This is a genomic window from Mycobacterium sp. MS1601 (assembly GCF_001984215.1).
Classification (GTDB): Bacteria; Actinomycetota; Actinomycetes; order Mycobacteriales; family Mycobacteriaceae; genus Mycobacterium.
In genome coordinates this window covers 5,969,754-5,994,875 of sequence record NZ_CP019420.1, presented here as the reverse complement: position 1 = coordinate 5,994,875, position 25,122 = coordinate 5,969,754, and the positions used below count along the sequence as shown (strand labels likewise).

Here is a 25,122-nt window from a genome sequence, read left to right as displayed (position 1 = left end):
TCAGGGATGCGACGAGCATGCTGCGACGGAAGCGCGGAGACGATGCCGAGCATGGCCGCTGCACTGGGCATATCCTCGCGCTTTCCTGAGAATCGGGACATCGAATCTCAAGGCTGCCACAAGGTCCAGGGTGTTGTGAGTACTACAACTTGTGACCCTCGTCATCTGTCACCTACGGTTTCCTGAGGTTATCCTTAGTCGGTGCCGGCGTCGGGGTCGGTGCATTCAGTAGTCGCCGATGACTGCGCCAGCAAATTATGTACCGTAGCTTCAAGAGCCCCGAAGGTGCCTGATCACACGTGTCTGAAGCCGTCAACGACCCTGGACCGGCTACCCCTCAGGGCCGGAAGGCCGGGCCCACCGTCAGCGTCATAGTCCCGACGCGCAACGAGGCCCGCAACCTCCCCTATGTCGCGAGCCGGATGCCAGCCCTCGACCAGATCATCGTCGTCGACGGCCATTCCGACGACGACACCGTCGAGGTGGCCCGCGCGCTGTGGCCGCACGCGATCATCACCACTCAGACCCGTCGCGGCAAGGGCAACGCACTTGCGTGCGGGTTCGAGCTGGCCACCTGCGACATCATCGTGATGCTGGATGCCGACGGCTCCACCGATCCGGCCGAGATCCCGCTCTTTGTGCGGGCTTTGGTCGAGGGCGCACAGTTGGCCAAGGGCAGCCGTTTCATCCGCGGTGGCGGAAGCTCGGACATCACCCGGATCCGACGGGCGGGCAATTTCGGGCTGAACTGGCTGGTGAACTGCATCTTCGGAACTCGCTTCACCGATCTGTGCTACGGCTACAACGCCTTCTGGCGCACCGTGCTACCCACCCTCGATCTGCCGCCCACAACACTGTCCGAGCCGCAATGGGGTGACGGATTCGAGATCGAGACCGTCATCAATGTCCGAATCGCCCGGAACCGCTTGAAGATTCGCGAAGTCCCCAGCTTCGAAGGGGAACGGCTGCACGGTGTCAGCAATCTCAACGCCGTCACCGACGGGCTGCGCGTGCTGCGCACCATCGGGCTGGAGTGGCGTCAACACCGAAACAGCACCAGCCGGACGTGCTCTGAGCAGCCCGACGACACTGAGTTCCGGCGCGCCGGCTAGGAAGACCTGAGCCCCGGCGCGGGTGCTCCCTCAGTTCCCGCCGCGCTGAGCACCGCCGATGGCGCCGTCGCCGGGGTTGACGGGGCGTTCCTGCAGCGCAGCCGCCCCCGGGTAGCGGTACACCACCGTCTCGCCGTCGCGGTAGACCTGCTCCCAGTCCGGTCCGGTGTCGAGGAAGCGCTGGAACCTCTCGACGGCGTCGTCGGAGTACTCGCCGTAATACCGCAGCGCATTGTCGGACTGCTCGCTGAAGAGGACATAGGTGGGCAAGGTGTCGTTCTCCACCGACCACTGGAACCCGCCGAGCTGCTCTTCAGTGGGGAAGGTTGACTTCTCACTCGACGTGTCGGTATTCATTGGCTGATCGAAATACGGGTCCGCGAGCGTCGATTCGACGTAGTGGTCGTTGACGCGGGTGGGCAGGCCGCCGGGATGCATCATGACCAGCCTGGTGCCCGGCTCGATCTGTGCGGTCAGCTGATCCATGTAGTCCACCTGGCTGCGGGTCTCCAGGACCATCGGCCACAGTGCGACATAGGCGTGCAGGCCGGCCACCGAGGTGAGTGTCAGCCACATCCAGGCCAGGACCAGGCCACGCCGAGATGTGTTCACCCGGCGCCGGCCGGCCGGCAAGCGGTCCAGAGAGTTCACGATGGCCGGGGCGATCAACAACCCGCAGCCCAGCAGGCCGTAGAGATAGACCCGGAAGATGGCCTCGCCGCCGTAGCTCTGCCCGAGCAGCAGTCCGACAGGGGAGAACGCCACCAGTGTCGCCGCCAGGACCGGTCTGCCGTTGCGGCGGCCCCAGAGCGCGCACACGGCGGCGCTGACGAAGACCACCGCGGACAGTCCGCGACATACGGCTGAGGTGAGATTCTTCTCGAAGGTGCCCACCGCGGCCACGTTGCTGGACGCGTTGTCCAACGGACTTCCGCCGGAGAGAATGCCGTACGGAGCCACCGCGTCGAAATGCAGGATCAGATAGGTGCCCGCGATCACCGCCATGACACCCACCGCCCACCACGGGCGTGCGCGCTTGGTGACCACCAGCAGCCCGGCAGCGAACAGCAGCCAGAACGGCGTCAGCTGGTGGGTGGGCACAATAGCTGCGAACGGGATGATCGCCAGCACACCGGCGTTCCGGTTGGTCGGCGTCGCCAACAGCAGAGCAAGCAGGCCGAAGGCGAGCACCACTGCCCATGCCTGCGGTGAGAAGTAATCCTGGCCAACCCAGTTCGCGACTTCCACCACGTAGGCGGCGGTGATCGCGCTGCGGCGGCTGTACTTGAGGATGCGCGCGGCACAGAACACGGTGAGCGCGATCAACACGTGGATGACGGGCGCGAAGACATGCGCCATGGTGATGGGGCTCAGCCCGGCCAGGTCGCAGAACCACGCGGCGAACACGAAGAACCCCGGCCACTGCGTGTAGATGTCCGTGCCCTCGGGCGTGATCAGATTGTTCGCGAGGATGTACTCCACCACCGCGATGTGCTTGTAGGTCCAGTCGTAGAGCGGCACCTCGGTGGCCAGCGTGGTGGTCAGCCGCGAGATCACGATGGCGGCGCCCAGTGCGGCCGTAGCCGTGCCCATCTGCTTGCGGCGCAGTGCGATCAGGAAGCCGGTGGAGCACAGTGCGAGTGCGGCGGCCAGCAGCGGCCCGGTGCCGGAGAACAGCAACCCCATGAACCCGGCGTCGAGGCCGGGCAGACCGGGAAGCGCTGCGGCCCAGATGGCCAAGGAGGCTGCGACGAGGATGACCGCGGGACGCCGGAGCAGGGGGCCGACGGCCACCGCGGGCGGGACCGGACGACGCCACTCGACATGCGGCCACTCGTTGCGCGAGTACCAGAGCACGCTGCTCGCGGTGACTGCGATGGCGCCGAAAATGAGTATCGCCGCAGGATTCCAGCGATGCGACCACATGGCGGCCAGGGTCACGATGGTGGTCAGCGACATCCCGAGCACAGGGATGGCCGCAAGTCGGGCACGAACCGGGACGGCGACCCAGGTGAGCAGGGCGGCACCGGGTCCAAGGGCAACAAATGCCGTCAACAGCACCGCGCGCACGGCGGCCGGCAGCGGCACCAGTGTCAGGAAGCCGGCCAGGGCGCCGGCGACCGCAATGTCGGCGGGCCGCCGCACGGTGCGGAATCGGGGCGCCGTGGGTGGGACGGGTGCAGGTTCGACCGCGGGCCGCGCCGGAGCCACCGGTTCATCTCCGACCAGCGGTTGCATCATCGCTCCAGCAGCGGGGTGGCTCGGCGGCCCTGCCTGCGGCCCTGCCACAGAGCCAGTGGTCCACCGAGGACGGCGAACACCTCTTGACGGCCGACGTCTTTGGGGATCTCGTCACCGAAATCCCGAGCCTGCGCTGCGATGGCGCCGTAGTCGGCGCTGCGCGCCACCACCGAGCGGAACCGGCGCCGGACGACCCCGAGCGCCAGCTTGCGGTGCTCTCGGTGCAGGAACACCTTGGTCAGCCAGGCGCCGAGGCCGAGGCCGTACCCGCGGGCCTGCGTCAGCAGCGCGGCACTGTCGCTGCGGTGGCGGTGCCACACGATGGCCGACGGCTCGTTGACCAGGGTGTCGCCTGAGGCCAGGACACGGAAGAACAGATCGAGATCCTCGCCGCCGCAGGTCTTGGTGCCGACGCCGAGCGCCTCGTCGAACCCGCCGAGTTCCACCATCCGGCTGCGCCGCACGGCGAAATTTGCTCCGGTGCCGCATTTTCCGACCTGGAACGGGAACAGCGGCATGTCCTCGGGCGGATTGCTGGCCGAGTACACGCGGGTTTCGATGGTGTCCGCCCAGGGCACCCGCTGGTCGAAATACCCCTGGGCAGCCGTACGCAACTCACCGCTGGGAACCATGCCGCACACGCAGCTGACGTCGCCGCCGCGGGCGAATCCGCGGGCGATGCCCTGCAGCCAGTGCGGGTCGACCACCACGTCGTCGTCGGTGAACGCGACGATTTCGTGGGTGGCGGTGCGCAATCCGGTGTTCCTGGCGTTGGACAGCCCAGGTGTCGATTCGAGAACCCGCCGGATCCGAGGGTCGGCGGTGGCGGCCACCACCTGTTCGGTGGCGTCGGTGGCGGGCGCATTGTCGACCACCACCACTTCGAAGTCCGCGTAGTCCAGCGCCTGCAGTGAGGCCAAGGCGCGGGCCAGGTGCTCGGGCCGGTCCCTGGTGCACAGCACCACCGAGATCGGCGGGTGGGGGACCGCCGCAGCTGCGGCGGCCCGGTCGCCCGGCACCTCGACGGTGACCGTGCCGTCGACGATGTCGGCGTCGATGAAAGTGACCGGGCTGCCCCCGCTGCGCAGCAGCAACCGGGCGCGGAGGTAGCCCTCGGCGTGTTGTGGGGTGATCGTGACGGTGGTTGCCGACTCCGGCAGGTCGTCGAGGTCGATCATCGAAACCCATTGCGCACCCGGCCAACTCGGAGGCCCAGTCAGGGGCATCGCAGGCTGTATCGTGCGGGTGGCCGTCACAGCTTGCTCACCCGTACCCAGTCCACCAGCATCGTTGCCGGGTTGGGCGTCGAGGCGTCCGGCGGACCCGGCCAGTTCCCGCCCACCGCCAGGTTCAGGAGTAGGTGGAACGGTTTGTCGAATACCCATCGCGCATTTCCTTGCAGTTCGTTGGGAGTGACGGTGAGCAGCACGTGGTCGTCGATACCGGTGACGATGCGGTTCGGGGTGCGTTCCACCCAGTAGGTGTGGAACTCGTTGAACAGCGGGACCGGAGACGGTCCGCCGGCCGAGACCTCTTGGCCGCGTTCGGTGCCGTCGGCAGGCGCGTGGACGCCGGTGTGGTAGTCCGGGATGTCGTTGATGGTCTCGATGACGTCGATCTCGCCGGACTCCGGCCACCCGACTTGGTCCACGTCCGAGCCGAGCAGCCAGAACGCCGGATGCAGTCCACGGCCACCGGGCAGCGAGATACGGGCCTCGGCGCGGCCGTAGATGAAGGAGAACGAGTCGTGGGTGCTGATCCTGGCGGACGAAACCGTGCCGTTGGGCGCGATCTCGGCGCTGATCACCAGGTTGCCCTGACCGTCGAGTCGAACGTTGTTCGATGCGGCGGTGTAGGTCTGCATTTCTGAATTGCCCCAGCCGCCCGCGCCGGTGTCGATCTCCCACGGTGCGCCGGGTGGGGCGCCCTCGGGTCCGTTGAAGTCGGATTCGAAGAGGATGTTCGGGTCCGGGGCGGGCTGGGCGTTCCCGGGCAGCGCGCAGCCACCGGTCATGATCAGTGCGGTGACGGCGCTGATGGCCACTGTCCGCAGTCGTGGAGTATTCATCGAGGGGTGTCCCTTCCGGTACGGCGTGCCCATACCTGCTGTGCAGTTCCGACGATGAAACCGACGGCGGTGGCGGCGAACCCGGCCACCAGCGCCGCGGCCCGCCGCGGGTTGCTGCGTGCTCGCCACAACCCCGACGGCAGAATCCGTGTGGTGTAGGCGCGTTCGCTGGACAGCGCGGCCTGTGGTCCGCTGATGCGCGACAGGACGGCTTTGGAGGCACCCTCGTGATAACAGCGGCGCACGAAGTAGGTGAACGTCATGCGGTCTGACGGAATGTGATGTGCCACACGGAAACCGGTGTCGCGGATGATCTGCAGGTGGGGGAACTCACGGCCGAGTGCCACGCCCATCAACGTCTCCTCGCAGCCGGCCGGCAGGGTGCCGACACGGCCCAGCTCCGGAGAGAACCCGTTGATGAGCGCCAGCGCGTCCTTGCGGACCGCCATGGCCGCACCGATCGGGTTGCGGATCGGTGCGCCGTCGGCGGGCAGGCCACGGTAGTCGCATCCCACCACCCATCCGAATTCGGGCGGAAACCACCCGGGCGCGGCGCCGGTCTGCCAGTCGGGTTCCACCCCGCCGCCGACGGCCACCACGGTGTCACCGGCGAAGACTTCTCTGATCCGCTCCAGCGAGCCGTCGTGCAGTACCGCATCGTCGTCGAGGAACACCACCACTTCACCGGGCGCCCAGTGCAGTCCGGTGTTTCGGCCGCCGGACAACCCTCGTTCGAAGGTGTTGGACAGCACGGTGATCCGGCTGTCCAGAGTTACGGTGAGGTCGGCAAGCAGAGCCGCGTTGTGGTCAACGACGATCACCACGTCGTCATCGGGCAGCAGCTGGTGCAGGGCGGCTTCGGCCGCGGCGATGGTCTGGTTGCGCCGGCGGTCGGTGAAACAGCAGATGACGACGGTCAGTGTGGTGGCGGGTCGGGTTTCGACGGCGAGTGGTTCAGACACGCGATGGGCTCCGGGGACGTGAGTGTGGGACGAGTGCAACCGTGGTCTGCCTAGATCACGGCGAGGGAATCGCTGGCGGCGCCCTCGGCGATCGAATCCAGTGCGGCGCCGACCTTCGCGGGGTCGATGGCGCTGCTGTGGAACTCGGCGGTGAACCACAGGTTGTTCATCGTGGTGGCTGAGGTGACGGTGACGGAGTTGATGCCGGCAGGATCGCTGGCGACCAGCATCCTGGCCTGCGAGGGATCGCGGAACGGCCACCGGCCGGTCCGCGGCAGCACGCCGACGTTGGAGTGCAGCAGGCGGATGGTTCCTGTGGCGGACTCCGCAGGTTCGGTGACGGTGCGCCGCAGCAGTTGGCTGCGGGTCATCAGGGTGCCGATCATCAGGTTGGCGACCGGACGGCCGATGCGGGCCGCCGTGGCCATCGCGTCCTGCAGTTCACCGGGACCCTTGGTGGGTTCGATCCGGAAATCCAGGCCCGCCGAGAACGTGGCGAGGGTGTCGAGGCCGTCCGGCAGGTAACGGCGTGCGTCGAAGGGCACCTTCACCACGGTGCTCATCGGCACACCCGCCGCGGCAAGTGCCCGCCACAGCGCGTAGGTGAACAGTGAGACCAGACCGACGCCCGGCAGCTGAGCGTCACGGTACCGGCGCACCCGCGCCACCGTCTCGGCAGGCAGTCCCACCGACATCGTGGTGGGCGCCGGCGAAACCGGTGTGCCCGTCGCAGCTTCAGGCAGGTGGCGGTTGCGGTGCACGGCGGCCACCGCGATGGCCTTGCGCGGGTCGCCGACAAAGGTCCGCACCGCAGCCAGCAGCAGCGGTGACAACCGGTGCCGATAGCGCTGCCACACCGCGGGATCGCTGGGATCGACGGTGTGCAGAAGTGAGCTGACCAGTGAGGTGATCAGCGGGACCTCGCCCAGGCCGTGGCTGAAGTCGATGGCCAGATAGTCCCCGGCGGTGATGATCTGGATGCCCCGCTGATCGTGCGTGGTCCGTATCCGCGCGGCCAGCGTGCTGGGATCGGCGCCCGACTCCAGCGCAGGCGTCTCGATCACCGTGGCCTGACCGTCGGGCACCAACGACCACCTGGTGCTCGAGGTGGACGGATCGAGGGGCAAACGTGTCACCGGCCCGTGTGCGGCCATCGCCCGAAACCGTTCGTCGAGCACCGAGGTCGGGGGTAGATCGAACGGCCCGACTATCGCGATAGACCGGCGTCGGCTGTGCGCCACATCGAGGGCGGCAACCCGCACTGACCTCGTGGTGTGTCTCGAAGCGCCCATGTTGGTCATAGACGTCCAACATTAGCAAACTCGAATTCAAATACAGCGACAGCTGTGGCGAGCTGAGACGCAGATCATTTTGCCGCTTGCGATAATTTTGGCAAACGTTTGAGAATTCTTGGAAACGGCTACTCCCAGCGCCCATCGTCAGCGGGCGTGCCGCCCCCGCGGATTCTGGCGAGGAATCTGGACCGTCGGCGGATCCTGCGGCACCGACAACACCGTGGTGGCGGTGTCGTCGGAGTCGGCTTGCCCTCCGGTGTGCTTCGGATGCGCGTCCTTGGCCGCGATCAGCAACCCGACAAAGGCGCCGATGACGCACACCCACATGGTGATCCAGAAGATCTCGCCGTACTGCATCGCAAACGCCAGCCGGTAGTTGCTCTGCACGGCAGCGGCCGTCTCGAGCAAGTTTCCGCTCGGCGGTTTGGGCAGTTCGGCCAAGATCTTGTTGAAGCGATAGAACCCCCACGCCGACAGCGCCGCGACGCCCACCAACATGCCGGTCATCCGGGCCACGACCACCAGCGAGGACGCGATGCCGTGCTCGACCGGTGGCACCACCCGCAGCGCGGCTGAGGTCAGCGGCCCGATCACCATGCCGAGACCCAGGCCCGCGATCGCCAGATCGGTGTCCAGCACCGGAACGGTGAACAGGCCCAGGTCATGCCGCGCAGCCATCAGGTCCACCGGCCACTGCGAGATCAGCAGGTAGCCGCCTGCGGCGATCAGCAGTCCGGCGAAGGTGACGAGCCGGTCGCCGAACCGGGTGGCCAGCCAGCCGCCGAGAACGGCGCCCACCGGCAACGCAACCAGGAAGCGCATCAGCAGGAACGCGGCTTCGTTCTGGTCCAGGGACAGCACGCCCTGGCCGAAGAGTTCGACGTTGACCAGCGTGACCATCAACGCGGCACCCGCGACGAACGAGGCAGCCAGTGCGGCCAGGAACGGCGTGAACCGGACGCCGGCGGGGTCGATCAGCTTGGTCTTGGCGTAGCGCTCCCAGGCGAAGAACGCCACGAACGTCACCGCGGCGCCGGCCAGCAGCCACAGCCGCCACGTGGGTACCACCTCGCGAGCGCTGGGCTCGGGGTTGTAGAGGCCGAAGACCACCAACACCAGGACCACTGCCAACAGCACGCCGCCCACCACGTCCACCTTGATCGGCGGGGCCTGCGAGTCCTGCTTGCCCGGGACGCTGAAGTGGATCATCACCATCGCCAACAGCGCCAACGGAATGTTGACCCAGAACACGGCCTGCCAGTGGGCGAACAGCGCCACCAGCCCGATGCCGTAGAGGGGGCCCAGCACGCTGCCCAGTTCCTGGGCGGCGCCGATACCGCCCAGCACGGCGGCACGCTTGTGTTCAGCCCACAGGTCGGCGGCCAGGGCGAGCGTCACCGGGAGCAAGGCACCGCTGGCCGAACCCTGGATGATGCGACCGATCACCAGCATGGTCAGGTCAGTGGACAGCGCCGTGACCACCGAACCGGCGGCGAAACCGGCCAGACCGATCTGGATCAACAGCTTGCGGCCGAACCGGTCGGAGGCCCGGCCCAGCAGCGGCATCGCCGCGATGTAGCCAACCAGATAGCCAGTGATGATCGGCGCCACCCGCTGCAACTGGTTCAGCGGAATCCCGACATCGGTCATGATGTCGCGGATGATCGTGATCACCACATAGGTGTCGAGCGCACCCAGCAACACCGCCAGCCCGCCGGCGCTGATCGCAATGGTGCGGTTGGTTCCCGCGGTGGGGCCGGCGCCGACGCCCGCGCGCATCAGATCTGCGGCTTGGTGACGGTGACCGGCTTGTTCCACTCGGAGAGCTTCACCAGGATGGAGTTGCCCTCACTCGGATCGATCTGCGCCTGGACCAGGTTGTGGTCGCCGCCGGACTCGATCCACGCCGAGGCCGGTACGGCGTCGGTGGCCTTCAGCTGCGGGATGAGCGCGTTCACCGAATCGGCGCTGACGTTGCCGGACACCTTCACGGTGTCCACCCCGTCGATGGTCTCGGCGGCCTCGGACTTGGGATCGGTGAAGCTCTCGAGCATCGCCGACAGTCCGCCGTTGGGGTTGAGGATGGTCGACGGGTCGTAGATGTCGGCCGCCGGGCCCAGGTCCAGCCAGCTGTCCGGGGTCAGTGAGGCGTACAGCACGTTGTCGATGACGATCAGCCCGGCATCCACATCCGAGCCGGCCATGCTGATGGTCGCCTGACCCTGCACCGCGGTGGCGGGCACGTTGGTCAGGTCGCCGGTGAGCGTCTTCAGGGGCAGGCCGTCGATGGTGCCGTTGACCGTGATGTCGAGATGGGCGCTCTGCAGGCCCTTGGTGGTCTGGGCGGACTGCTGCAGCAGTTCGGCGGCGTCGGGCAGGGACTCGGTGGAGGAATCGGAGGAGGAGCACCCGGCGACCAGCACGGTGGCGGCGCCCAGGGCGGCAAGCATTCTCGTAAAGCGAGGGGTCTGCATGATTGCATCGTAAAGGGTGCCCACCACCGCACCCCGGCTCCACCACGCGCGTTGCGGCTCATCGGTGACGCGATTACAAGTGACGGTGTGACGCTCGAGCTGCGATTTCAGCCGGTTGAGGTGGATCCATCCGGTGCGGGGGATGCCGCGGTACTGCTGGCCGCCATGGCTGCTGAGATGCGTGAGCTCTACGACGGCCTGGACCTGGAAGCGCCCGACATGCCCAGCGCCACTCCCACCGACCTGGGGCCGCCGGGCGGCACCTACCTGGTGGGCTACACCGACGACGGCCTGCTGGTCTGCGGAGGCGGGGTCAAGCGCCTGCCGGACGGGGCGTGTGAGATCAAGCGCATGTACGTGGTGCCCGAATTCCGCGGCCGCGGGGTGGCAAGGATGTTGCTTGCAGCGCTGGAATCCGCCGCCCGCCAGCTGGGATACCCGGTGGTGCGGCTGGACACCGGTCCCCGCCAGGGCCACGCGCAACGCATGTACGAAGCACAGGGATACCGGCGCATACCGAATTTCAACGGCAATCCCGTCGCCACCTTCTTCGGTGAGAAACAACTCTGACCCCTGCCTCGCCGGCTCCTTCGTCGCCGGCTCGTTGACCGGCTGGGTTGTTGCAGGCCGGCCCTGCCTCGCCGGCTCCTTCGTCGCCGGCTCGTTGACCGGCTGGGTTGTTGCAGGCCGGCCCTGCCTCGCCGGCTCCTTCGTCGCCGGCTCGTTGACCGGCTGGGTTGTTGCAGGCCGGCCCTGCCTCGCCGGCTCCTTCGTCGCCGGCTCGTTGACCGGCTGGGTTGTTGCAGGCCGGCCCTGCCTCGCCGGCTCCTTCGTCGCCGGCTCGTTGACCGGCTGGGTTGTTGCAGGCCGGCCCTGCCTCGCCGGCTCCTTCGTCGCCGGCTCGTTGACCGGCTGGGTTGTTGCAGGCCGGCCCTGCCTCGCCGGCTCCTTCGTCGCCGGCTCGTTGACCGGCTGGGTTGTTGCAGGCCGGCCCTGCCTCGCCGGCTCCTTCGTCGCCGGCTCGTTGACCGGCCTAGGCTGGAACGGTGTTCACCGGAATCGTCGAAGAACTGGGCGAAATCGTCGGCAAGGAAGACCTGAGCGACGCGGCACGGTTTGTCATCCGCGGACCCGTCGTCACCTCGGACGCCGGCCATGGCGACTCCATCGCCGTCAACGGTGTCTGTCTCACCGTCGTCGAGGTGCTGCCCGGAGGCGAATTCAGTGCCGACGTGATGGCCGAGACCCTCAACCGCTCCAGCCTGGCCCAGGTGAACGTCGGTTCCCGGGTGAACCTGGAGCGGGCGGCTGCGGTGAACAGCCGCCTCGGTGGGCACATCGTGCAGGGCCATGTCGACGGCACCGGCACCGTGGTGTCTCGCTCGCCGTCGGAGCACTGGGAGGTGGTGCGCATCGCACTGCCGGACACCTTGACCCGCTACGTGGTGGAGAAGGGTTCCATCACCGTCGACGGCATCTCGCTGACGGTGTCCGCCCTGGGTGCCGACTGGTTCGAGGTTTCGCTGATCCCGACCACTCGGGAGTTGACCACGCTGGGAACAGCGCCGGTCGGGGCTCAGGTCAACCTGGAGGTCGACGTCATCGCCAAGTACGTCGAGCGGTTGATGGACCGGACTGGGCAATAACCCGGGCCCCGCAGTGGTTCATACTGTTCGGCAGCGTTGAAATCGTGGGTTCTTCTCCGAAGGTGGCATAGATGACGAGGCTCGATCCCGTCGAACGGGCGATCGCCGACATCGCGGCAGGCAAGGCCGTCGTGGTCATCGACGACGAGGACCGCGAAAACGAAGGCGACCTGATCTTCGCCGCGGAGAAGGCCACCCCGGAGCTGGTGGCATTCATGGTGCGCTACACCTCGGGCTATCTGTGTGTGCCGCTGGACGGTGAGATCTGCGACCGGTTGGGCCTGCTGCCCATGTACGCGATCAACCAGGACAAGCACCAGACCGCCTACACCGTCACGGTGGACGCGAAAAGGGGCGTGGGGACCGGTATTTCGGCTTCCGATCGGGCCACGACCATGCGTCTGCTCGCCGATCCCACGGCTGCCGCCGAGGAGTTCAGCAAGCCCGGACATGTGGTGCCGCTGCGGGCCAAGGACGGCGGTGTGTTGCGCCGCCCCGGGCACACCGAGGCGGCCGTGGACCTGGCTCGCCTGGCCGGTCTGCAGCCGGCGGGCGCCATCTGCGAGATCGTCAGCCAGAAGGACGAAGGCGCCATGGCGCAGACCGACGAGCTGCGGGTCTTCGCCGACGAGCACGAGCTGGCACTGATCTCCATCGCTGATCTCATCGAATGGCGACGCAAGCACGAAAAGCACATCGAGCGCATCGCCGAGGCCCGCATCCCCACCCGTCACGGCGAGTTCCGGGCGGTGGGATACAAGAGCATCTACGAGGACGTCGAGCACGTCGCGCTGGTGCGTGGCGAGATCGCCGGCCCCAACAGTGACGGCCACGACGTGCTGGTGCGGGTGCACTCCGAATGCCTGACCGGCGACGTGTTCGGCTCACGCCGGTGTGACTGCGGCCCCCAGCTGGACGCTGCCATGGCGATGGTGGCCCGTGAGGGCCGCGGCGTGGTGCTCTACATGCGGGGACACGAGGGCCGCGGGATCGGCCTGATGCACAAGCTGCAGGCCTACCAGCTGCAGGATGCCGGCGCGGACACCGTGGACGCCAACCTCAAACTGGGGCTGCCCGCCGACGCCCGCGACTACGGCATCGGGGCGCAGATCCTGGTGGATCTGGGCATCCGGTCCATGCGCCTGCTGACCAACAACCCGGCCAAACGAGTGGGGCTCGACGGGTACGGACTGCACATCATCGAGCGGGTGCCGCTTCCGGTGCGCGCCAACGCCGAGAACATCCGCTACCTGATGACCAAGCGGGACCGGATGGGTCACGACCTGGCCGGGCTGGACGACTACGACGAGCTGGGCGACGAACTCGGAGGGGCAAAGTGAGTGGTGCCGGCGTTCCCGACATGCCGGAGCTCGACGCCTCGGGGATCTCGCTGGCTGTGGTCGCCAGCACGTGGCACGACACCGTGTGCGACGCACTGCTGGAGGGCGCGCTGCGGGTGGCGCGTGCGGCGGGCATCGACAACGCCAAAGTGGTCCGGGTGCTCGGCGCCATCGAAATTCCGGTGGTGGCCCAGGAGCTGGCCCGCCGCTACGACGCGGTGGTGGCCCTGGGCGTGGTGATCCGCGGAGGCACCCCGCACTTCGAATACGTCTGCGACGCCGTTACCCAGGGGTTGACCAGGGTGTCGCTGGACTCATCAACTCCGGTGGCCAACGGGGTGCTGACAGTGAACTCCGAAGAGCAGGCCATTGCCCGGTCCGGGTTGCCCGGCTCCGAGGAGGACAAGGGTGCCCAGGCTGCCGCCGCGGCGCTGGCGACGGCACTGTTGTTGCGGGATCTGCGAACGGCGTCGTGAACGACACAGTGCAGTGGGACCTGACGGTCCGCCCACACTTGACGCCGTACTTCGCCTACGCCGCGGCGTTCGTGATCGCCGCCGCACACATCGTGGTGGGGTTCCTGCTGAAGGTCGGGCAGACCGGCGTGCTGTTCCAAACCTCCGACCAGGTGGGGATCGCACTGGTCGGGGTGGTGATCGCCGCGGTGATCCTGCTGTTCGCCCGGCCCCGGTTGCGTGTCGGGCCTGCTGGCATCTCGGTGCGAAACCTGGCCAATGACAAGCTGATTCCCTGGAGCGACGTGGTGGCGGTGTCGTTTCCGCAAGGCGCCCGCTGGGCCCGGCTGGACCTGCCCGACTACGAGTACATCCCTTTGATGGCCATCCAGTCGGTGGACAAGGACCGTGCCGTCGCGGCGATGAAGGACCTGCGGGCGATGGTCGACAAGTATCAGCAACAGGCGGGCTGACTCGGGTCGCGGAATCGGGTCTGTCGCCGCTCGGTACTAGGCTGGGACGGTGCCTGATCCATCGACGTACCGGCCCGCGCCGGGATCCATCCCGGTGGAACCGGGCGTCTACCGGTTCAGCGACAGCCACGGCAGGGTCATCTACGTCGGCAAGGCCAAGAGTCTGCGCAGCAGGCTGAACTCCTACTTCGCCGACGTGTCCGGCCTGCATCCGCGCACCCGGCAGATGGTGACCACGGCCGCCAAGGTCGAGTGGACCGTCGTCACCACCGAAGTCGAAGCGCTGCAGCTGGAATACAACTGGATCAAGGAATTCGATCCCAGGTTCAACGTCCGCTACCGCGACGACAAGTCCTATCCCGTGCTGGCGGTGAGCCTGAGCGAGGAGTACCCGCGGCTGTACGTCTACCGGGGCCCGCGCCGAAAAGGAGTGCGGTACTTCGGGCCGTACTCCCACGCCTGGGCCATCCGCGAAACCCTGGACCTGCTGACGCGGGTGTTCCCCGCGCGCACCTGCTCGGCCGGAGTCTTCAAGCGCCACAGCCAGATCGGCAGGCCATGCCTGCTCGGCTACATCGACAAGTGTTCGGCGCCGTGTGTGGGCCGGGTCAGCGCCGAGCAACACCGGCAGATCGTCGACGACTTCTGCGATTTCCTCTCGGGCAAGACCGACCGCTTCGCCCGTGATCTCGAGAACCAGATGACCGCGGCCGCCGAGGTCCTCGACTTCGAGCGGGCCGCCCGGTTGCGTGACGACCTCGGAGCGCTGCGGCGGGCACTGGAGAAACAGGCGGTGGTGCTCGGCGACGGCACCGACGCCGACGTGGTGGCCTTTGCCGACGACGACCTCGAGGCCGCCGTGCAGGTGTTCCACGTCCGAGGTGGACGGGTCCGCGGACAACGCGGCTGGGTGGTGGAGAAGTCGACCGAGCCCGACGAGACGGGCTCGCAGGCGCAGTTGGTGGAGCAGTTCCTTACCCAGTTCTATGGTGAGCAGGCCGAATTGGGAAGTGCAGCAGACGAAGCCAGCAACCCGGTACCTCGCGAAGTGCTGGTGCCGTGTCTGCCGGACAACGCCGACGAGCTCGCCACCTGGTTGTCCGAGTTGCGCGGATCCCGAGTGTCGCTCCGGGTGCCTCAGCGTGGAGACAAGAAGGCCCTCGCCGAGACGGTGGCACGCAACGCCCAGGAGGCGCTGCAGCAGCACAAGCTCAGGCGGGCCGGTGACTTCAACGCCAGATCCGCTGCGCTGCAATCCATTCAGGATTCGCTGGGGCTGGCCGACGCGCCGCTGCGCATCGAATGTGTGGACATCAGCCATGTCCAGGGCACCGATGTGGTGGCCTCGCTGGTGGTGTTCGAGGACGGGTTGCCGCGCAAGTCGGACTACCGGCACTACTCCATCAAGGAGGCCGCCGGCGACGGACGCTCCGATGACGTCGGCTCCATCGCGGAGGTGACCCGGCGACGCTTCCTGCGCCATGTCAAGGATCAGACCGAAGAGTTCTCCGCCGAAGGCAAGTCGCGGCGCTTCGCTTACCCGCCCAACCTCTACGTCGTCGACGGCGGCGCCCCTCAGGTGAACGCCGCCCAGGCGGTGCTCGACGAACTAGGGGTCACCGATGTCGCCGTGATCGGGCTGGCCAAGCGACTCGAAGAGGTGTGGGTGCCCGGCGAGCCGGACCCGTTGATCATGCCGCGCACCAGCGAGGGGCTCTATCTGCTGCAGCGGGTCCGTGACGAAGCGCACCGCTTCGCCATCACGTTCCACCGCAGCAAGCGATCCAAGCGGATGACGGCCTCGGCACTGGATGCCATCCCGGGTCTGGGCGAGCACCGGCGAAAGGCGCTGGTCAGTCACTTCGGTTCGGTGGCCAAGCTGAAACAGGCCTCCGTCGACGAGATCACCACCGTGCCCGGAATCGGAGTCGCCACCGCCACCGCCGTCCTGGAAGCGCTCGGGGCGCCCGTGAAAGCCGAGAGTGCCACACCGCGGGCCGACGTGAGCGATGATGACACCGGGCAACGGGTATGGGGATGACGGACAACACAGAAGAGCAAGACACGGCAAGCACAGGGATTGACGTCGTCCTGGTGACCGGTCTCTCGGGAGCCGGCCGCGGGACCGCGGCCAAGGTGCTCGAAGACCTCGGCTGGTACGTCGCAGACAATCTTCCCCCCGAACTGATCGCGCGGATGGTCGATTTCGGTCTGGCCGCCGGGTCGCGGATCACTCAGCTGGCCGTGGTGATGGACGCCAGGTCCCGGGGTTTCACCGGTGACCTGGATGCGGTGCGCAGCGAACTGGCCACCCGGGGCATCGCCCCGCAGGTGCTGTTCCTGGAAGCCGCCGACGACACCCTGGTGCGGCGTTACGAGCAGAACCGGCGCAGCCACCCGCTGCAGTCCGGGTTGACGCTGGCCGAGAGCATCGCCGCTGAGCGGGTGATGCTGGCACCGGTGCGGGCCGTCGCAGACCTGGTGATCGACACCTCCAGCCTGCCGGTGCCCGCGTTGCGCGCCAGCATCGAGCAGGCGTTCGGGGGCGAGACGGTTCCGCTGACCTCGGTGACCGTGGAATCGTTCGGTTTCAAGTACGGACTGCCCATGGACGCCGACATGGTGATGGATGTCCGTTTTCTGCCCAACCCACATTGGGTAGACGACCTACGCCCGCACTCCGGCCAGCATCCGGCGGTGCGGGATTACGTGTTGGGTCAGCCTGGCGCGGAGAAGTTTCTTGCCACCTACCATGAGCTGCTGGGCTTGGTCGTCGACGGCTATCGCCGGGAGGGAAAGCGCTACATGACCGTCGCGATTGGCTGTACGGGCGGCAAACACCGCAGCGTCGCCATCGCCGAGGCGCTGGCGGGCCTGCTCTCCGGTGGTGACCGGATGTCGGTGCGGGTGCTGCACCGCGATCTGGGGCGCGAGTGAGGACCGCATGACGGCGGGAGTAGACCTGCGGAATCAGCGCATCGTCGCCCTCGGTGGCGGCCACGGACTGTATGCGACGTTGTCGGCGGCGCGCAGGCTCACCCCACACATCACCGCCGTGGTGACGGTGGCCGACGACGGCGGCTCGTCGGGTCGGTTGCGCAGCGAGCTCGACATCGTGCCGCCCGGTGATCTTCGAATGGCGTTGGCGGCCTTGGCATCAGACAGCCCGCATGGCCGGCTGTGGGCCACCATCATTCAGCACCGGTTCAACGGCAGTGGCGCGTTGGCTGGTCATCCCATCGGCAACCTGATGCTCGCCGGTCTCAACGAGGTGCTCGCCGACCCGGTGGCCGCACTCGACGAACTGGGCCGCATCCTCGGCGTCAAGGGCAGGGTGCTGCCCATGTGTCCTATCGCGCTGCAGATCGAGGCCGACGTCGCCGGACTGGAATCCGATCCGCGGATGAGCCGGGTGATCCGCGGACAGGTGGCCGTCGCCACCACACCCGGCAAAGTCCGCCGGGTCCGGCTGCTCCCCGGGCATCCGCCCGCGACGCGGCAGGCGGTGGACGCGATCATGAACGCCGATCTGGTGGTGCTGGGTCCGGGCTCGTGGTTCACCAGCGTCATCCCGCACGTCCTGGTGCCTGATCTGGCGGCCGCGCTGCGGGCCACGACGGCCCGGCGTGCACTGGTGCTGAACCTGGCCGCCGAACCGGGGGAGACGGCAGGCTTCTCCGCCGAACGGCACCTGCACGTGCTGAGCCAGCACGCGCCCGACTTCACGGTGCACGACATCATCGTCGACGCGGGCAGCGTCAGCGGCGAGCGTGAACGCCAGCAACTGGTCCGCACGGCCGCGGCGCTCGATGCCCGAGTTCAGTTCGCTGACGTCTGCCGACCTGGTACACCTTTACATGATCCGGCGAAGCTGGCCGCGGCGCTGCACGGCGTCTCGGCGCGGGGCGGCGAACCGGTGGCACCGACCATGCCAACGACGGCCCCCGGTGCGGATATACCCAGCCAAAATGGACCGAGAGGTGACGATCCGTGGCGATGACGGCCGAGGTCAAAGACGAGTTGAGCCGCCTCGTGGTCAATTCGGTGAGTGCCCGGCGGGCGGAGGTGGCGTCGTTGCTGCGCTTCGCGGGCGGCTTGCACATCGTGTCCGGCCGAGTGGTGGTCGAGGCCGAGGTGGATCTCGGCATCATCGCTCGTCGGCTCCGCAAGGACATCTTCGATCTCTACGGCTACAACGCCGTGGTGCATGTGCTGTCGGCCAGCGGCATCCGCAAGAGCACCCGCTATGTGGTGCGGGTGGCCAAGGACGGTGAGGCACTGGCCCGCCAGACGGGGTTGCTGGACCTGCGGGGCCGGCCCGTACGCGGGTTGCCCGCACAGGTGGTCGGCGGCAGTGTCGGTGACGCCGAAGCGGCGTGGCGTGGCGCGTTCCTGGCACACGGTTCACTGACCGAACCCGGTCGGTCCTCCGCCCTTGAGGTCAGTTGCCCCGGCCCGGAGGCCGCGCTGGCGCTGGTGGGAGCGGCGCGGCGGCTCGGTGTCAGCGCCAAGGCCCGCGAGGTGCGCGGCGCGGACCGGGTGGTGGTGCGCGACGGCGAGGCCATCGGAGCGCTGCTGACCCGGATGGGCGCTCAGGACACCCGGCTGACATGGGAAGAACGACGGATGCGTCGCGAAGTGCGCGCCACTGCCAACCGGCTGGCCAACTTCGACGACGCCAACCTGCGCCGCTCGGCACGTGCCGCGGTGGCGGCGGCGGCGCGGGTGGAACGGGCGCTGGAGATCTTGGGGGACACCGTGCCCAACCACCTGGCTTCGGCGGGCAAACTTCGCGTCGAGCACCGGCAGGCCTCCCTGGAGGAGCTCGGTCGCCTCGCTGATCCGCCCATGACCAAAGATGCTGTGGCAGGCCGCATTCGGCGGCTGTTGTCGATGGCGGATCGCAAGGCCAAGCAGGACGGGATCCCCGACACCGAATCAGCGGTGACACCGGACCTGCTCGAAGACGCCTGACCAAGGTCGGCGAGGGGTCAGCGCAGCCGGGCCAGCTTGTCGCGGGCGCGGTCCAAGCCGTGGGCGCGCCGGCGCATGCCGTGCCACGCGTCCCCGCGGCGTGAGATCCGGTTCAGCACCGTCTTGACGGTGAACTCGTCGGGGGTCACCCGGTCCAGTTCGTACCACTCGATCGGGGTGGACACCGGCGCGCCCGGCAACGCCCGCACCGCGTACGGCGCCGCCGCCGTCTGCCCGTAGCCGTTACGCGTGACATCGATGTACACCGATTCCTTGCGGCGATCCTTGCGCTGGGCGATGGTCACCAGTTCCGGCGCCCGACCCACCAGCTTTTCGGCCACCTCCTTCGCGAAGGCTCTTGTCTCGTCGAAACTCTCACGCTGACGTAAGGGAACCACCACGTGAAAGCCGCGGGAGCCGGTGGTCTTCACAAACGACGTCAAACCCAGTTCGTCCAGCAACTCGCCGAGCATCGCGGTGGCTTTGCGGACCGCGTCGACGTCGCCGGTCGACGGGTCGATGTCGAACATCAGCTGATCCGGCGCATCAAGAGCGCGCGCCCGGCTGAGCCACGCATGCGGCGTGATGCAGGCCTGATCGGCCAGATACACCAGTGAACGCTGGTCGTTGACCACCACCTGGCACTGCACGTCGTCGTCCGTCTCGACCTTGACCGTGTCCACCCAGGTGGGAAAGTGTGACGGCGCCTTCTTCTCGTAGAAGCCCGGGGCGCCGAGGCCGTCGGGGAAGCGCTGCATGCTGATGGGGCGATCAGCCAGATACGGCACCATGGTGGCCGCCACGGCCTGGTAATACCTCGCCAGCCCGAGTTTGGAGAGGCCTGAGGTGGCGTCCTCGCCGAAAAGCTCCTTGTCCGGGTTCGAAATCTCCACTCGCGCGACTATCACGGCTGCCGGATACCCATCGTTGATCAACAGATCACTTTCACTTGCGTCAAACCTTGCGACCTCAATTGTCCGGGTTACCCGCCGCCCAACCCGCACGACGCGCTGGGCGCACCATTAGGCTTGCTGCCGAGCACCACAAGAAGGCGACCCCTAGGGAGAAACAAGTGACCATCCGGGTAGGCGTGAATGGCTTCGGCCGTATTGGACGCAACTTCTACCGGGCACTCGCGGCGCAGAAGGCGGCCGGCAAGAGCGCCGACATCGAAATCGTGGCCGTCAACGATCTGACCTCGAACGCCACGCTGGCCCACCTGCTGAAGTTCGACTCGATCCTCGGTCGTCTCGATGCCGACGTGAGCCTCGAGGGCGACGACACCATCGTCGTCGGCGACCACAAGATCAAGGCACTGTCGGTCAAGGAGGGCCCCGCGGCTCTTCCCTGGGGCGACCTGGGTGTCGACGTGGTGGTCGAATCGACGGGCATCTTCACCAAGCGGGACAAGGCGCAGGGCCACCTGGACGCCGGGGCCAAGAAGGTCATCATCTCGGCACCCGCCTCCGACGAGGACATCACCATCGTGCTGGGCGTCAACGACGACAAGTACGACGGCAGCCAGAACATCATCTCCAACGCCTCGTGCACCACGAACTGCCTGGGCCCGCTGGCCAAGGTCCTCAACGACGAGTTCGGCATCGTCAAGGGCCTGATGACCACCGTGCACGCCTACACCCAGGACCAGAACCTGCAGGACGGCCCGCACAGTGACCTGCGCCGTGCGCGTGCCGCCGCGATCAACATCGTGCCCACCTCCACCGGCGCCGCCAAGGCCATCGGCCTGGTGCTGCCCGAGCTGAAGGGCAAGCTCGACGGTTACGCACTGCGGGTGCCGATCCCCACGGGTTCGGTGACCGATCTGACCGCAGAGGTGTCCAAGACCGGCACCGTCGACGAGATCAACGCCGCGTTCAAGGCTGCCGCCGACGGACCGCTCAAGGGCATCCTGAAGTACTACGACGCGCCGATCGTATCCAGCGACATCGTCACCGATCCGCACAGCTCGCTGTTCGACTCGGGTCTGACCAAGGTGATCGACAACCAGGTCAAGGTCGTCTCCTGGTACGACAACGAGTGGGGCTACTCCAACCGCCTCGTCGACCTGGTCGGCCTGGTCGGTAAGTCGCTGTAACCCGTGGCGGTCAAGACGCTGGCCGATCTGCTGGCCGAAGGTGTCGAGGGTCGGGGCGTGTTGGTGCGCTCCGACCTGAACGTCCCGCTCTCGGAGGGGAAGATCACCGACCCGGGGCGGATCATCGCGTCCGCCCCGACCCTGAAGGCGCTCGCGGAAGCGGGCGCCAAGGTGGTCGTCACCGCCCACCTGGGCAGGCCCAAGGGCGAACCGGACCCGAAGTTCTCCCTGGCGCCGGTAGCTGTCGCGCTGGGTGAGCAGCTGGGCCGTCATGTCCAGCTGGCCGGTGATGTGGTGGGCACCGACGCGCTGGCCCGTGCCGAAGGGCTGACCGACGGCGACGTGCTGCTGCTGGAGAACATCCGCTTCGACCCGCGCGAGACCAGCAAGGACGACGCCGAACGACTGGCGCTGGCCAAGGCGCTGGTCGAGTTGGTGGATGACCCGGGTGGAAAGCCGGCCGCGTTCGTCTCCGACGGGTTCGGGGTGGTGCACCGTAAGCAGGCTTCGGTGTACGACGTCGCGACCCTGCTGCCGCACTACGCCGGCGGCCTGGTGGCCACTGAGGTCGACGTGCTCAAGCAACTGACCAGCGCAGGCGAGCGGCCGTATGCCGTGGTGCTGGGCGGGTCCAAGGTGTCTGACAAGCTGGCGGTGATCGAGAACCTGGCCACCAAGGCCGACAGCATCATCATCGGTGGCGGCATGTGCTTCACCTTCCTTGCCGCACAAGGGGTTTCAGTCGGTTCGTCGCTTCTGCAGGAGGAGATGATCGACACCTGCCGCAAACTGCTGGAAGACTACGGCGACGTGATCCACCTGCCGGTGGACATCGTGGTGGCCGAGAAGTTCGCCGCCGACTCGCCGGCCGAGACGGTGGCCGCCGACCAGATCCCCGACACCAAGATGGGTCTGGACATCGGGCCGGAGTCGGTCAAGCGGTTCGCCGCACTCCTGTCGAACGCCAAGACCGTGTTCTGGAACGGCCCGATGGGCGTGTTCGAGTTCCCGGCGTTCGCCGCAGGCACCAAGGGGGTGGCCGAGGCCATCATCACCGCCACCGGCAAGGGCGCGTTCAGCGTGGTCGGCGGCGGCGATTCGGCGGCGGCGGTGCGTCAGCTCGGTCTGCCCGAGGACGGCTTCTCGCACATCTCGACCGGCGGCGGCGCGTCGCTGGAATACCTCGAGGGCAAGTCCCTGCCCGGTATCGAAGTTCTGGAGTCGTAGACCATGTCACGTAAGCCGCTGATCGCGGGCAACTGGAAGATGAACCTCAACCATTTCGAGGCCATCGCTTTGGTGCAGAAGATCGCATTCTCGTTGCCGGACAAGTACTTCGACAAGGTCGACGTCACCGTCATCCCGCCGTTCACCGATCTGCGCAGCGTGCAGACCCTGGTCGACGGGGACAAGCTGCGGCTGACCTATGGCGGCCAGGACCTGTCCAAACACGATTCGGGCGCGTACACCGGCGAGATCAGTGGGGCTTTCCTGGCCAAGCTGGGCTGCACGTTCGTCGTCGTCGGGCACTCCGAGAGGCGCACCTACCACGCCGAGGACGACGCACTGGTGGCTGCCAAGGCGTCGACGGCTCTCAAGCACGGGCTGACGCCGATCGTCTGCATCGGCGAAGGCCTGGAGGTCCGGGAAGCCGGCAACCACGTGGACTACAACGTCGCACAGCTCAAGGCCTCACTGGCGGGGTTGTCGCCGGAGCAGATCGCCTCTGTGGTGATCGCCTACGAGCCGGTCTGGGCCATCGGCACCGGCCGGGTGGCCAGTGCCGCCGACGCGCAGGAAGTGTGTGCCGCCATCCGGGCCGAGCTCGCCGAACTGGCCGGGCAGGCGATCGCCGATACCGTGCGGGTGCTCTACGGCGGCTCGGTGAACGCCAAGAACGTCGGCGAGATCGTGGGGCAGAAGGATGTCGACGGTGCGTTGGTGGGCGGCGCTTCACTCGATGGAGAGCAGTTCGCGACGCTGTCGGCGATCGCGGCGGGCGGGCCGCTGCCCTGAGTCGCGATTTCGGCGTGAATCCGACCGCTGACCGGTTGTTTTCACGCCCAAATCCCCAGCATGTAAGGTGACCTCCATGGAATTGGCCCTGCAGATCGTCCTCATCGTCACCAGCCTGCTGGTGGTGCTGTTGGTGCTGCTGCACCGCGCCAAGGGTGGCGGCCTGTCGACGCTGTTCGGTGGCGGTGTGCAGTCCAGCCTGTCCGGCTCGACCGTGGTCGAGAAGAACCTCGACCGGCTCACCTTGTTCGTCACCGGTATCTGGCTGGTGTCGATCATCGGCGTCGGCCTGCAGATCAAGTACGGCTAAGCCGACACAACGCACGTCTACACCGCCGGGTGGTCTTGGACCATCCGGCGGTGTTTTTTGTGCGGGGGCATGCGGCCGTTCCGGGTACCGACCACATCTATTGACAGTTCAACTATCACAACTTAACGTGTGTGCAGCTCTGAAGCGCCAGCAATCGATGCGGAGAACACGTGAGATACCCCCACCCTCGATACGGCCGGCTCGATCTCGACTACGCCGCCCGGCTGGGAGGTGCGACGGCGGAGTCCGGCAGGCCGGTGTGGATGGTCAATCTCATGAAGTACCGCGATGTCGCCGACTACGGCGACGGGCGGTCGAGCGCCATCACCGGACGCGAGGCCGACGATCTGTACGCACCCCTGGAGACATTGGCCGAGATCGGCGCCGAGCTGTGCCTGTTGGCCGACGTCGACACCCAGCTCCTCGGCGACACGCCCATGTGGGATCGGATCGCCGTCGTGCGCTACCCGACCGGACGATCCTTCATCGACATGCAGTCGCGGCCGGCATTCCGGGCCGCACATGTCCACAAGGAGGCCGGGATGGATCAGACGATCGTGCTGGGCTGTGACCCCCTGCCTGTTCCGCCTTTCCCCGAGGGCGTCGAACAACGCGACTGGACCGAGGTACCCGAACCGCCGAGTGTCCAGGACGGACCGGTGATGATCGTGCACGTGCTGCGCTTCGCCGATTCCGTTTCCGCACGCACCACGCCCGACGCCATGCAGGACTATCAGGGCGCGGCCGCCCGGGTCGCCGCCGCCCATGGCGTCCGTGTGGCGGGGTGGTTCGCCGTCAACGGAACCATCGTCGGCGACGGGCGCAGCTGGCATCAGGTCCGGTTCAACCTGTTTCCCAGCAAGCGGGCGTTCATGGCGGTCGCCACCGACCCGGCACGACTGCAGGCCCAGAAGACCCACCGCGACGTTGCCATCGCCGACACCTACTCGATGATCACCCGGCCCGTCATCAACACCATCGCCGCATTCCGGTAGAGATGTCAGCCGGTCAGCAGTAGGGAGAGCGCCCTGGCCCACCCGCGCCGGATCTGAGCCGGGGTGCGCCGGTGATCCTCGGTCAGCTCCGACCATGACTCGAACGAGGTCAGGGTGGCGATGGTGCCCACCATCTCACCGCGGAACACCGCGCCGAGCCCGTCGAGTTCGGCGCCGAAGTGGCGCCGGATGTCGCCGGCCATCACCTCGCGGTGCTGATGCAGGATGTCGTGCAGCGCGGCCACCTTCGAGGCGCGGTTGCGCACCAGTCGGGCCATCGGCGCAGTCGCGGTGTACAGCTCGTGACGGATGTCGACGAAGCGTGTGATCCGCGCCTCCAAGGTGCCCTCGCCGATCTCCGGAATCTCCAGCAGATGCGCAAACCGCTGGAAGTAGCGGCGGGTGGTTTCGTCGCGCAACTCGTCGAGGGTGTCGAAGTATCGGAACACCGACGCGGTGGAGACACCCGCCCGGTCTGCGACCTGCTCCACCGTCGGCGGCGAAAATCCCTCCAGCACAAGGTCGATCGTTGCCTCCACCACTGCGGCGCGGCCGCGTGCACGTCGCGCGCGGCGGCCGTCGACCGGCTCGGCAGGCTCCGGCGCTGTCTCGTTCATCGACAGTGACGGTAGCACCGCGTCAAAGTATTGACAGTGGAACTATCAA

The 25,122-nt window shown here is 67.2% G+C and carries 24 protein-coding genes; 15 read left to right on the top strand and 9 right to left on the bottom strand.

Features of this window, described 5'->3' with window-relative positions:
• Positions 1-299: 299 nt before the first annotated feature.
• Positions 300-1,112 carry a glycosyltransferase family 2 protein gene (locus BVC93_RS28570; protein WP_083740343.1) on the top strand — a complete coding sequence of 271 codons (813 nt, stop codon included), beginning with the start codon at positions 300-302 and terminating at the stop codon, positions 1,110-1,112.
• Positions 1,113-1,142: 30 nt separating this feature from the next.
• Here BVC93_RS28570 and BVC93_RS28565 read toward each other — a convergent pair whose 3' ends face one another.
• From BVC93_RS28565 to BVC93_RS28535, 7 genes are all read right to left on the bottom strand, one after another.
• Complete coding sequence (locus BVC93_RS28565; RefSeq protein WP_192860126.1) at positions 1,143-3,353, bottom strand: hypothetical protein; 2,211 nt, start codon at positions 3,351-3,353, stop codon at positions 1,143-1,145.
• Positions 3,350-4,531, bottom strand: a complete 1,182-nt coding sequence (locus BVC93_RS28560; protein ID WP_236950167.1) for a glycosyltransferase family 2 protein — start codon at positions 4,529-4,531, stop codon at positions 3,350-3,352. The genes BVC93_RS28565 and BVC93_RS28560 overlap by 4 nt, the downstream gene beginning before the upstream one ends.
• 74 nt (positions 4,532-4,605) lie before the next feature.
• Positions 4,606-5,421, bottom strand: coding sequence for a glycoside hydrolase family 16 protein (locus BVC93_RS28555; protein WP_083740341.1), 816 nt, complete (start codon positions 5,419-5,421; stop codon positions 4,606-4,608).
• Positions 5,418-6,383 carry a glycosyltransferase family 2 protein gene (locus BVC93_RS28550; protein ID WP_157517121.1) on the bottom strand — a complete coding sequence of 322 codons (966 nt, stop codon included), beginning with the start codon at positions 6,381-6,383 and terminating at the stop codon, positions 5,418-5,420. The genes BVC93_RS28555 and BVC93_RS28550 overlap by 4 nt, the downstream gene beginning before the upstream one ends.
• Positions 6,384-6,433: 50 nt before the next feature.
• The gene (locus BVC93_RS28545; RefSeq protein WP_157517120.1) at positions 6,434-7,675 is read right to left on the bottom strand and encodes a hypothetical protein; all 1,242 of its coding nucleotides are present in this window, start codon (positions 7,673-7,675) and stop codon (positions 6,434-6,436) included.
• 147 nt (positions 7,676-7,822) lie between these two features.
• Entirely contained in the window at positions 7,823-9,457 is a 1,635-nt protein-coding gene (locus tag BVC93_RS28540; RefSeq protein WP_083740338.1) for an MFS transporter, read from the bottom strand.
• On the bottom strand, positions 9,457-10,152 hold the full coding sequence (locus BVC93_RS28535; RefSeq protein ID WP_083741435.1) for an LppX_LprAFG lipoprotein: 696 nt from the start codon (positions 10,150-10,152) through the stop codon (positions 9,457-9,459). Before BVC93_RS28535 ends, BVC93_RS28540 begins: the two co-directional genes overlap by 1 nt.
• An 87-nt stretch (positions 10,153-10,239) precedes the next feature.
• Between BVC93_RS28535 and BVC93_RS28530 the strand changes: the two genes are divergently transcribed.
• The 9 genes from BVC93_RS28530 to whiA all read left to right on the top strand — a co-directional run bounded on the left by BVC93_RS28530 (position 10,240) and on the right by whiA (position 19,040).
• Positions 10,240-10,722 (top strand): GNAT family N-acetyltransferase, encoded by a 483-nt coding sequence (locus BVC93_RS28530; RefSeq protein ID WP_083740337.1) that lies wholly within the window; start codon positions 10,240-10,242, stop codon positions 10,720-10,722.
• 476 nt (positions 10,723-11,198) lie between these two features.
• Positions 11,199-11,798, top strand: a complete 600-nt coding sequence (locus BVC93_RS28525) for a riboflavin synthase (RefSeq protein ID WP_083740336.1) — start codon at positions 11,199-11,201, stop codon at positions 11,796-11,798.
• Between the two features lie 71 nt (positions 11,799-11,869).
• The gene (locus tag BVC93_RS28520) at positions 11,870-13,138 is read left to right on the top strand and encodes a bifunctional 3,4-dihydroxy-2-butanone-4-phosphate synthase/GTP cyclohydrolase II (protein WP_083740335.1); all 1,269 of its coding nucleotides are present in this window, start codon (positions 11,870-11,872) and stop codon (positions 13,136-13,138) included.
• 20 nt (positions 13,139-13,158) lie between these two features.
• Positions 13,159-13,614, top strand: a complete 456-nt coding sequence (ribH, locus tag BVC93_RS28515) for a 6,7-dimethyl-8-ribityllumazine synthase (protein ID WP_192860433.1) — start codon at positions 13,159-13,161, stop codon at positions 13,612-13,614.
• Positions 13,611-14,066 carry a PH domain-containing protein gene (locus BVC93_RS28510; protein WP_083740333.1) on the top strand — a complete coding sequence of 152 codons (456 nt, stop codon included), beginning with the start codon at positions 13,611-13,613 and terminating at the stop codon, positions 14,064-14,066. Before ribH ends, BVC93_RS28510 begins: the two co-directional genes overlap by 4 nt.
• A gap of 49 nt (positions 14,067-14,115) precedes the next feature.
• A complete protein-coding gene (uvrC, locus tag BVC93_RS28505; protein WP_083740332.1) occupies positions 14,116-16,107 on the top strand; it encodes an excinuclease ABC subunit UvrC in 1,992 nt (663 codons plus the stop codon).
• Complete coding sequence (gene rapZ, locus BVC93_RS28500; protein ID WP_157517119.1) at positions 16,104-17,003, top strand: RNase adapter RapZ; 900 nt, start codon at positions 16,104-16,106, stop codon at positions 17,001-17,003. Before uvrC ends, rapZ begins: the two co-directional genes overlap by 4 nt.
• Before the next feature lie 7 nt (positions 17,004-17,010).
• On the top strand, positions 17,011-18,066 hold the full coding sequence (locus tag BVC93_RS28495) for a gluconeogenesis factor YvcK family protein (protein ID WP_083740330.1): 1,056 nt from the start codon (positions 17,011-17,013) through the stop codon (positions 18,064-18,066).
• The gene (gene whiA / locus BVC93_RS28490; protein WP_083741434.1) at positions 18,063-19,040 is read left to right on the top strand and encodes a DNA-binding protein WhiA; all 978 of its coding nucleotides are present in this window, start codon (positions 18,063-18,065) and stop codon (positions 19,038-19,040) included. The genes BVC93_RS28495 and whiA overlap by 4 nt, the downstream gene beginning before the upstream one ends.
• A gap of 17 nt (positions 19,041-19,057) precedes the next feature.
• Here the strand turns inward: whiA and ligD are convergent, their stop codons facing one another.
• Positions 19,058-19,933 (bottom strand): non-homologous end-joining DNA ligase, encoded by an 876-nt coding sequence (gene ligD, locus BVC93_RS28485; RefSeq protein WP_197687521.1) that lies wholly within the window; start codon positions 19,931-19,933, stop codon positions 19,058-19,060.
• A gap of 179 nt (positions 19,934-20,112) precedes the next feature.
• Between ligD and gap the strand changes: the two genes are divergently transcribed.
• The 5 genes from gap (at position 20,113) to BVC93_RS28460 (ending at position 24,456) form a co-directional block, all read left to right on the top strand.
• Positions 20,113-21,135, top strand: a complete 1,023-nt coding sequence (gap, locus tag BVC93_RS28480) for a type I glyceraldehyde-3-phosphate dehydrogenase (RefSeq protein ID WP_083740329.1) — start codon at positions 20,113-20,115, stop codon at positions 21,133-21,135.
• A gap of 3 nt (positions 21,136-21,138) precedes the next feature.
• A complete protein-coding gene (locus tag BVC93_RS34255) occupies positions 21,139-22,362 on the top strand; it encodes a phosphoglycerate kinase (protein WP_083740328.1) in 1,224 nt (407 codons plus the stop codon).
• Between the two features lie 3 nt (positions 22,363-22,365).
• The gene (gene tpiA, locus BVC93_RS34250) at positions 22,366-23,151 is read left to right on the top strand and encodes a triose-phosphate isomerase (protein WP_083740327.1); all 786 of its coding nucleotides are present in this window, start codon (positions 22,366-22,368) and stop codon (positions 23,149-23,151) included.
• A 76-nt stretch (positions 23,152-23,227) separates the two neighbouring features.
• Entirely contained in the window at positions 23,228-23,461 is a 234-nt protein-coding gene (gene secG, locus BVC93_RS28465) for a preprotein translocase subunit SecG (protein ID WP_083741432.1), read from the top strand.
• Positions 23,462-23,631: 170 nt separating this feature from the next.
• Entirely contained in the window at positions 23,632-24,456 is an 825-nt protein-coding gene (locus BVC93_RS28460; protein ID WP_083740326.1) for a hypothetical protein, read from the top strand.
• Between the two features lie 5 nt (positions 24,457-24,461).
• Here the strand turns inward: BVC93_RS28460 and BVC93_RS28455 are convergent, their stop codons facing one another.
• Entirely contained in the window at positions 24,462-25,073 is a 612-nt protein-coding gene (locus tag BVC93_RS28455) for a TetR/AcrR family transcriptional regulator (RefSeq protein WP_157517117.1), read from the bottom strand.
• Positions 25,074-25,122 lie beyond the last annotated feature (49 nt).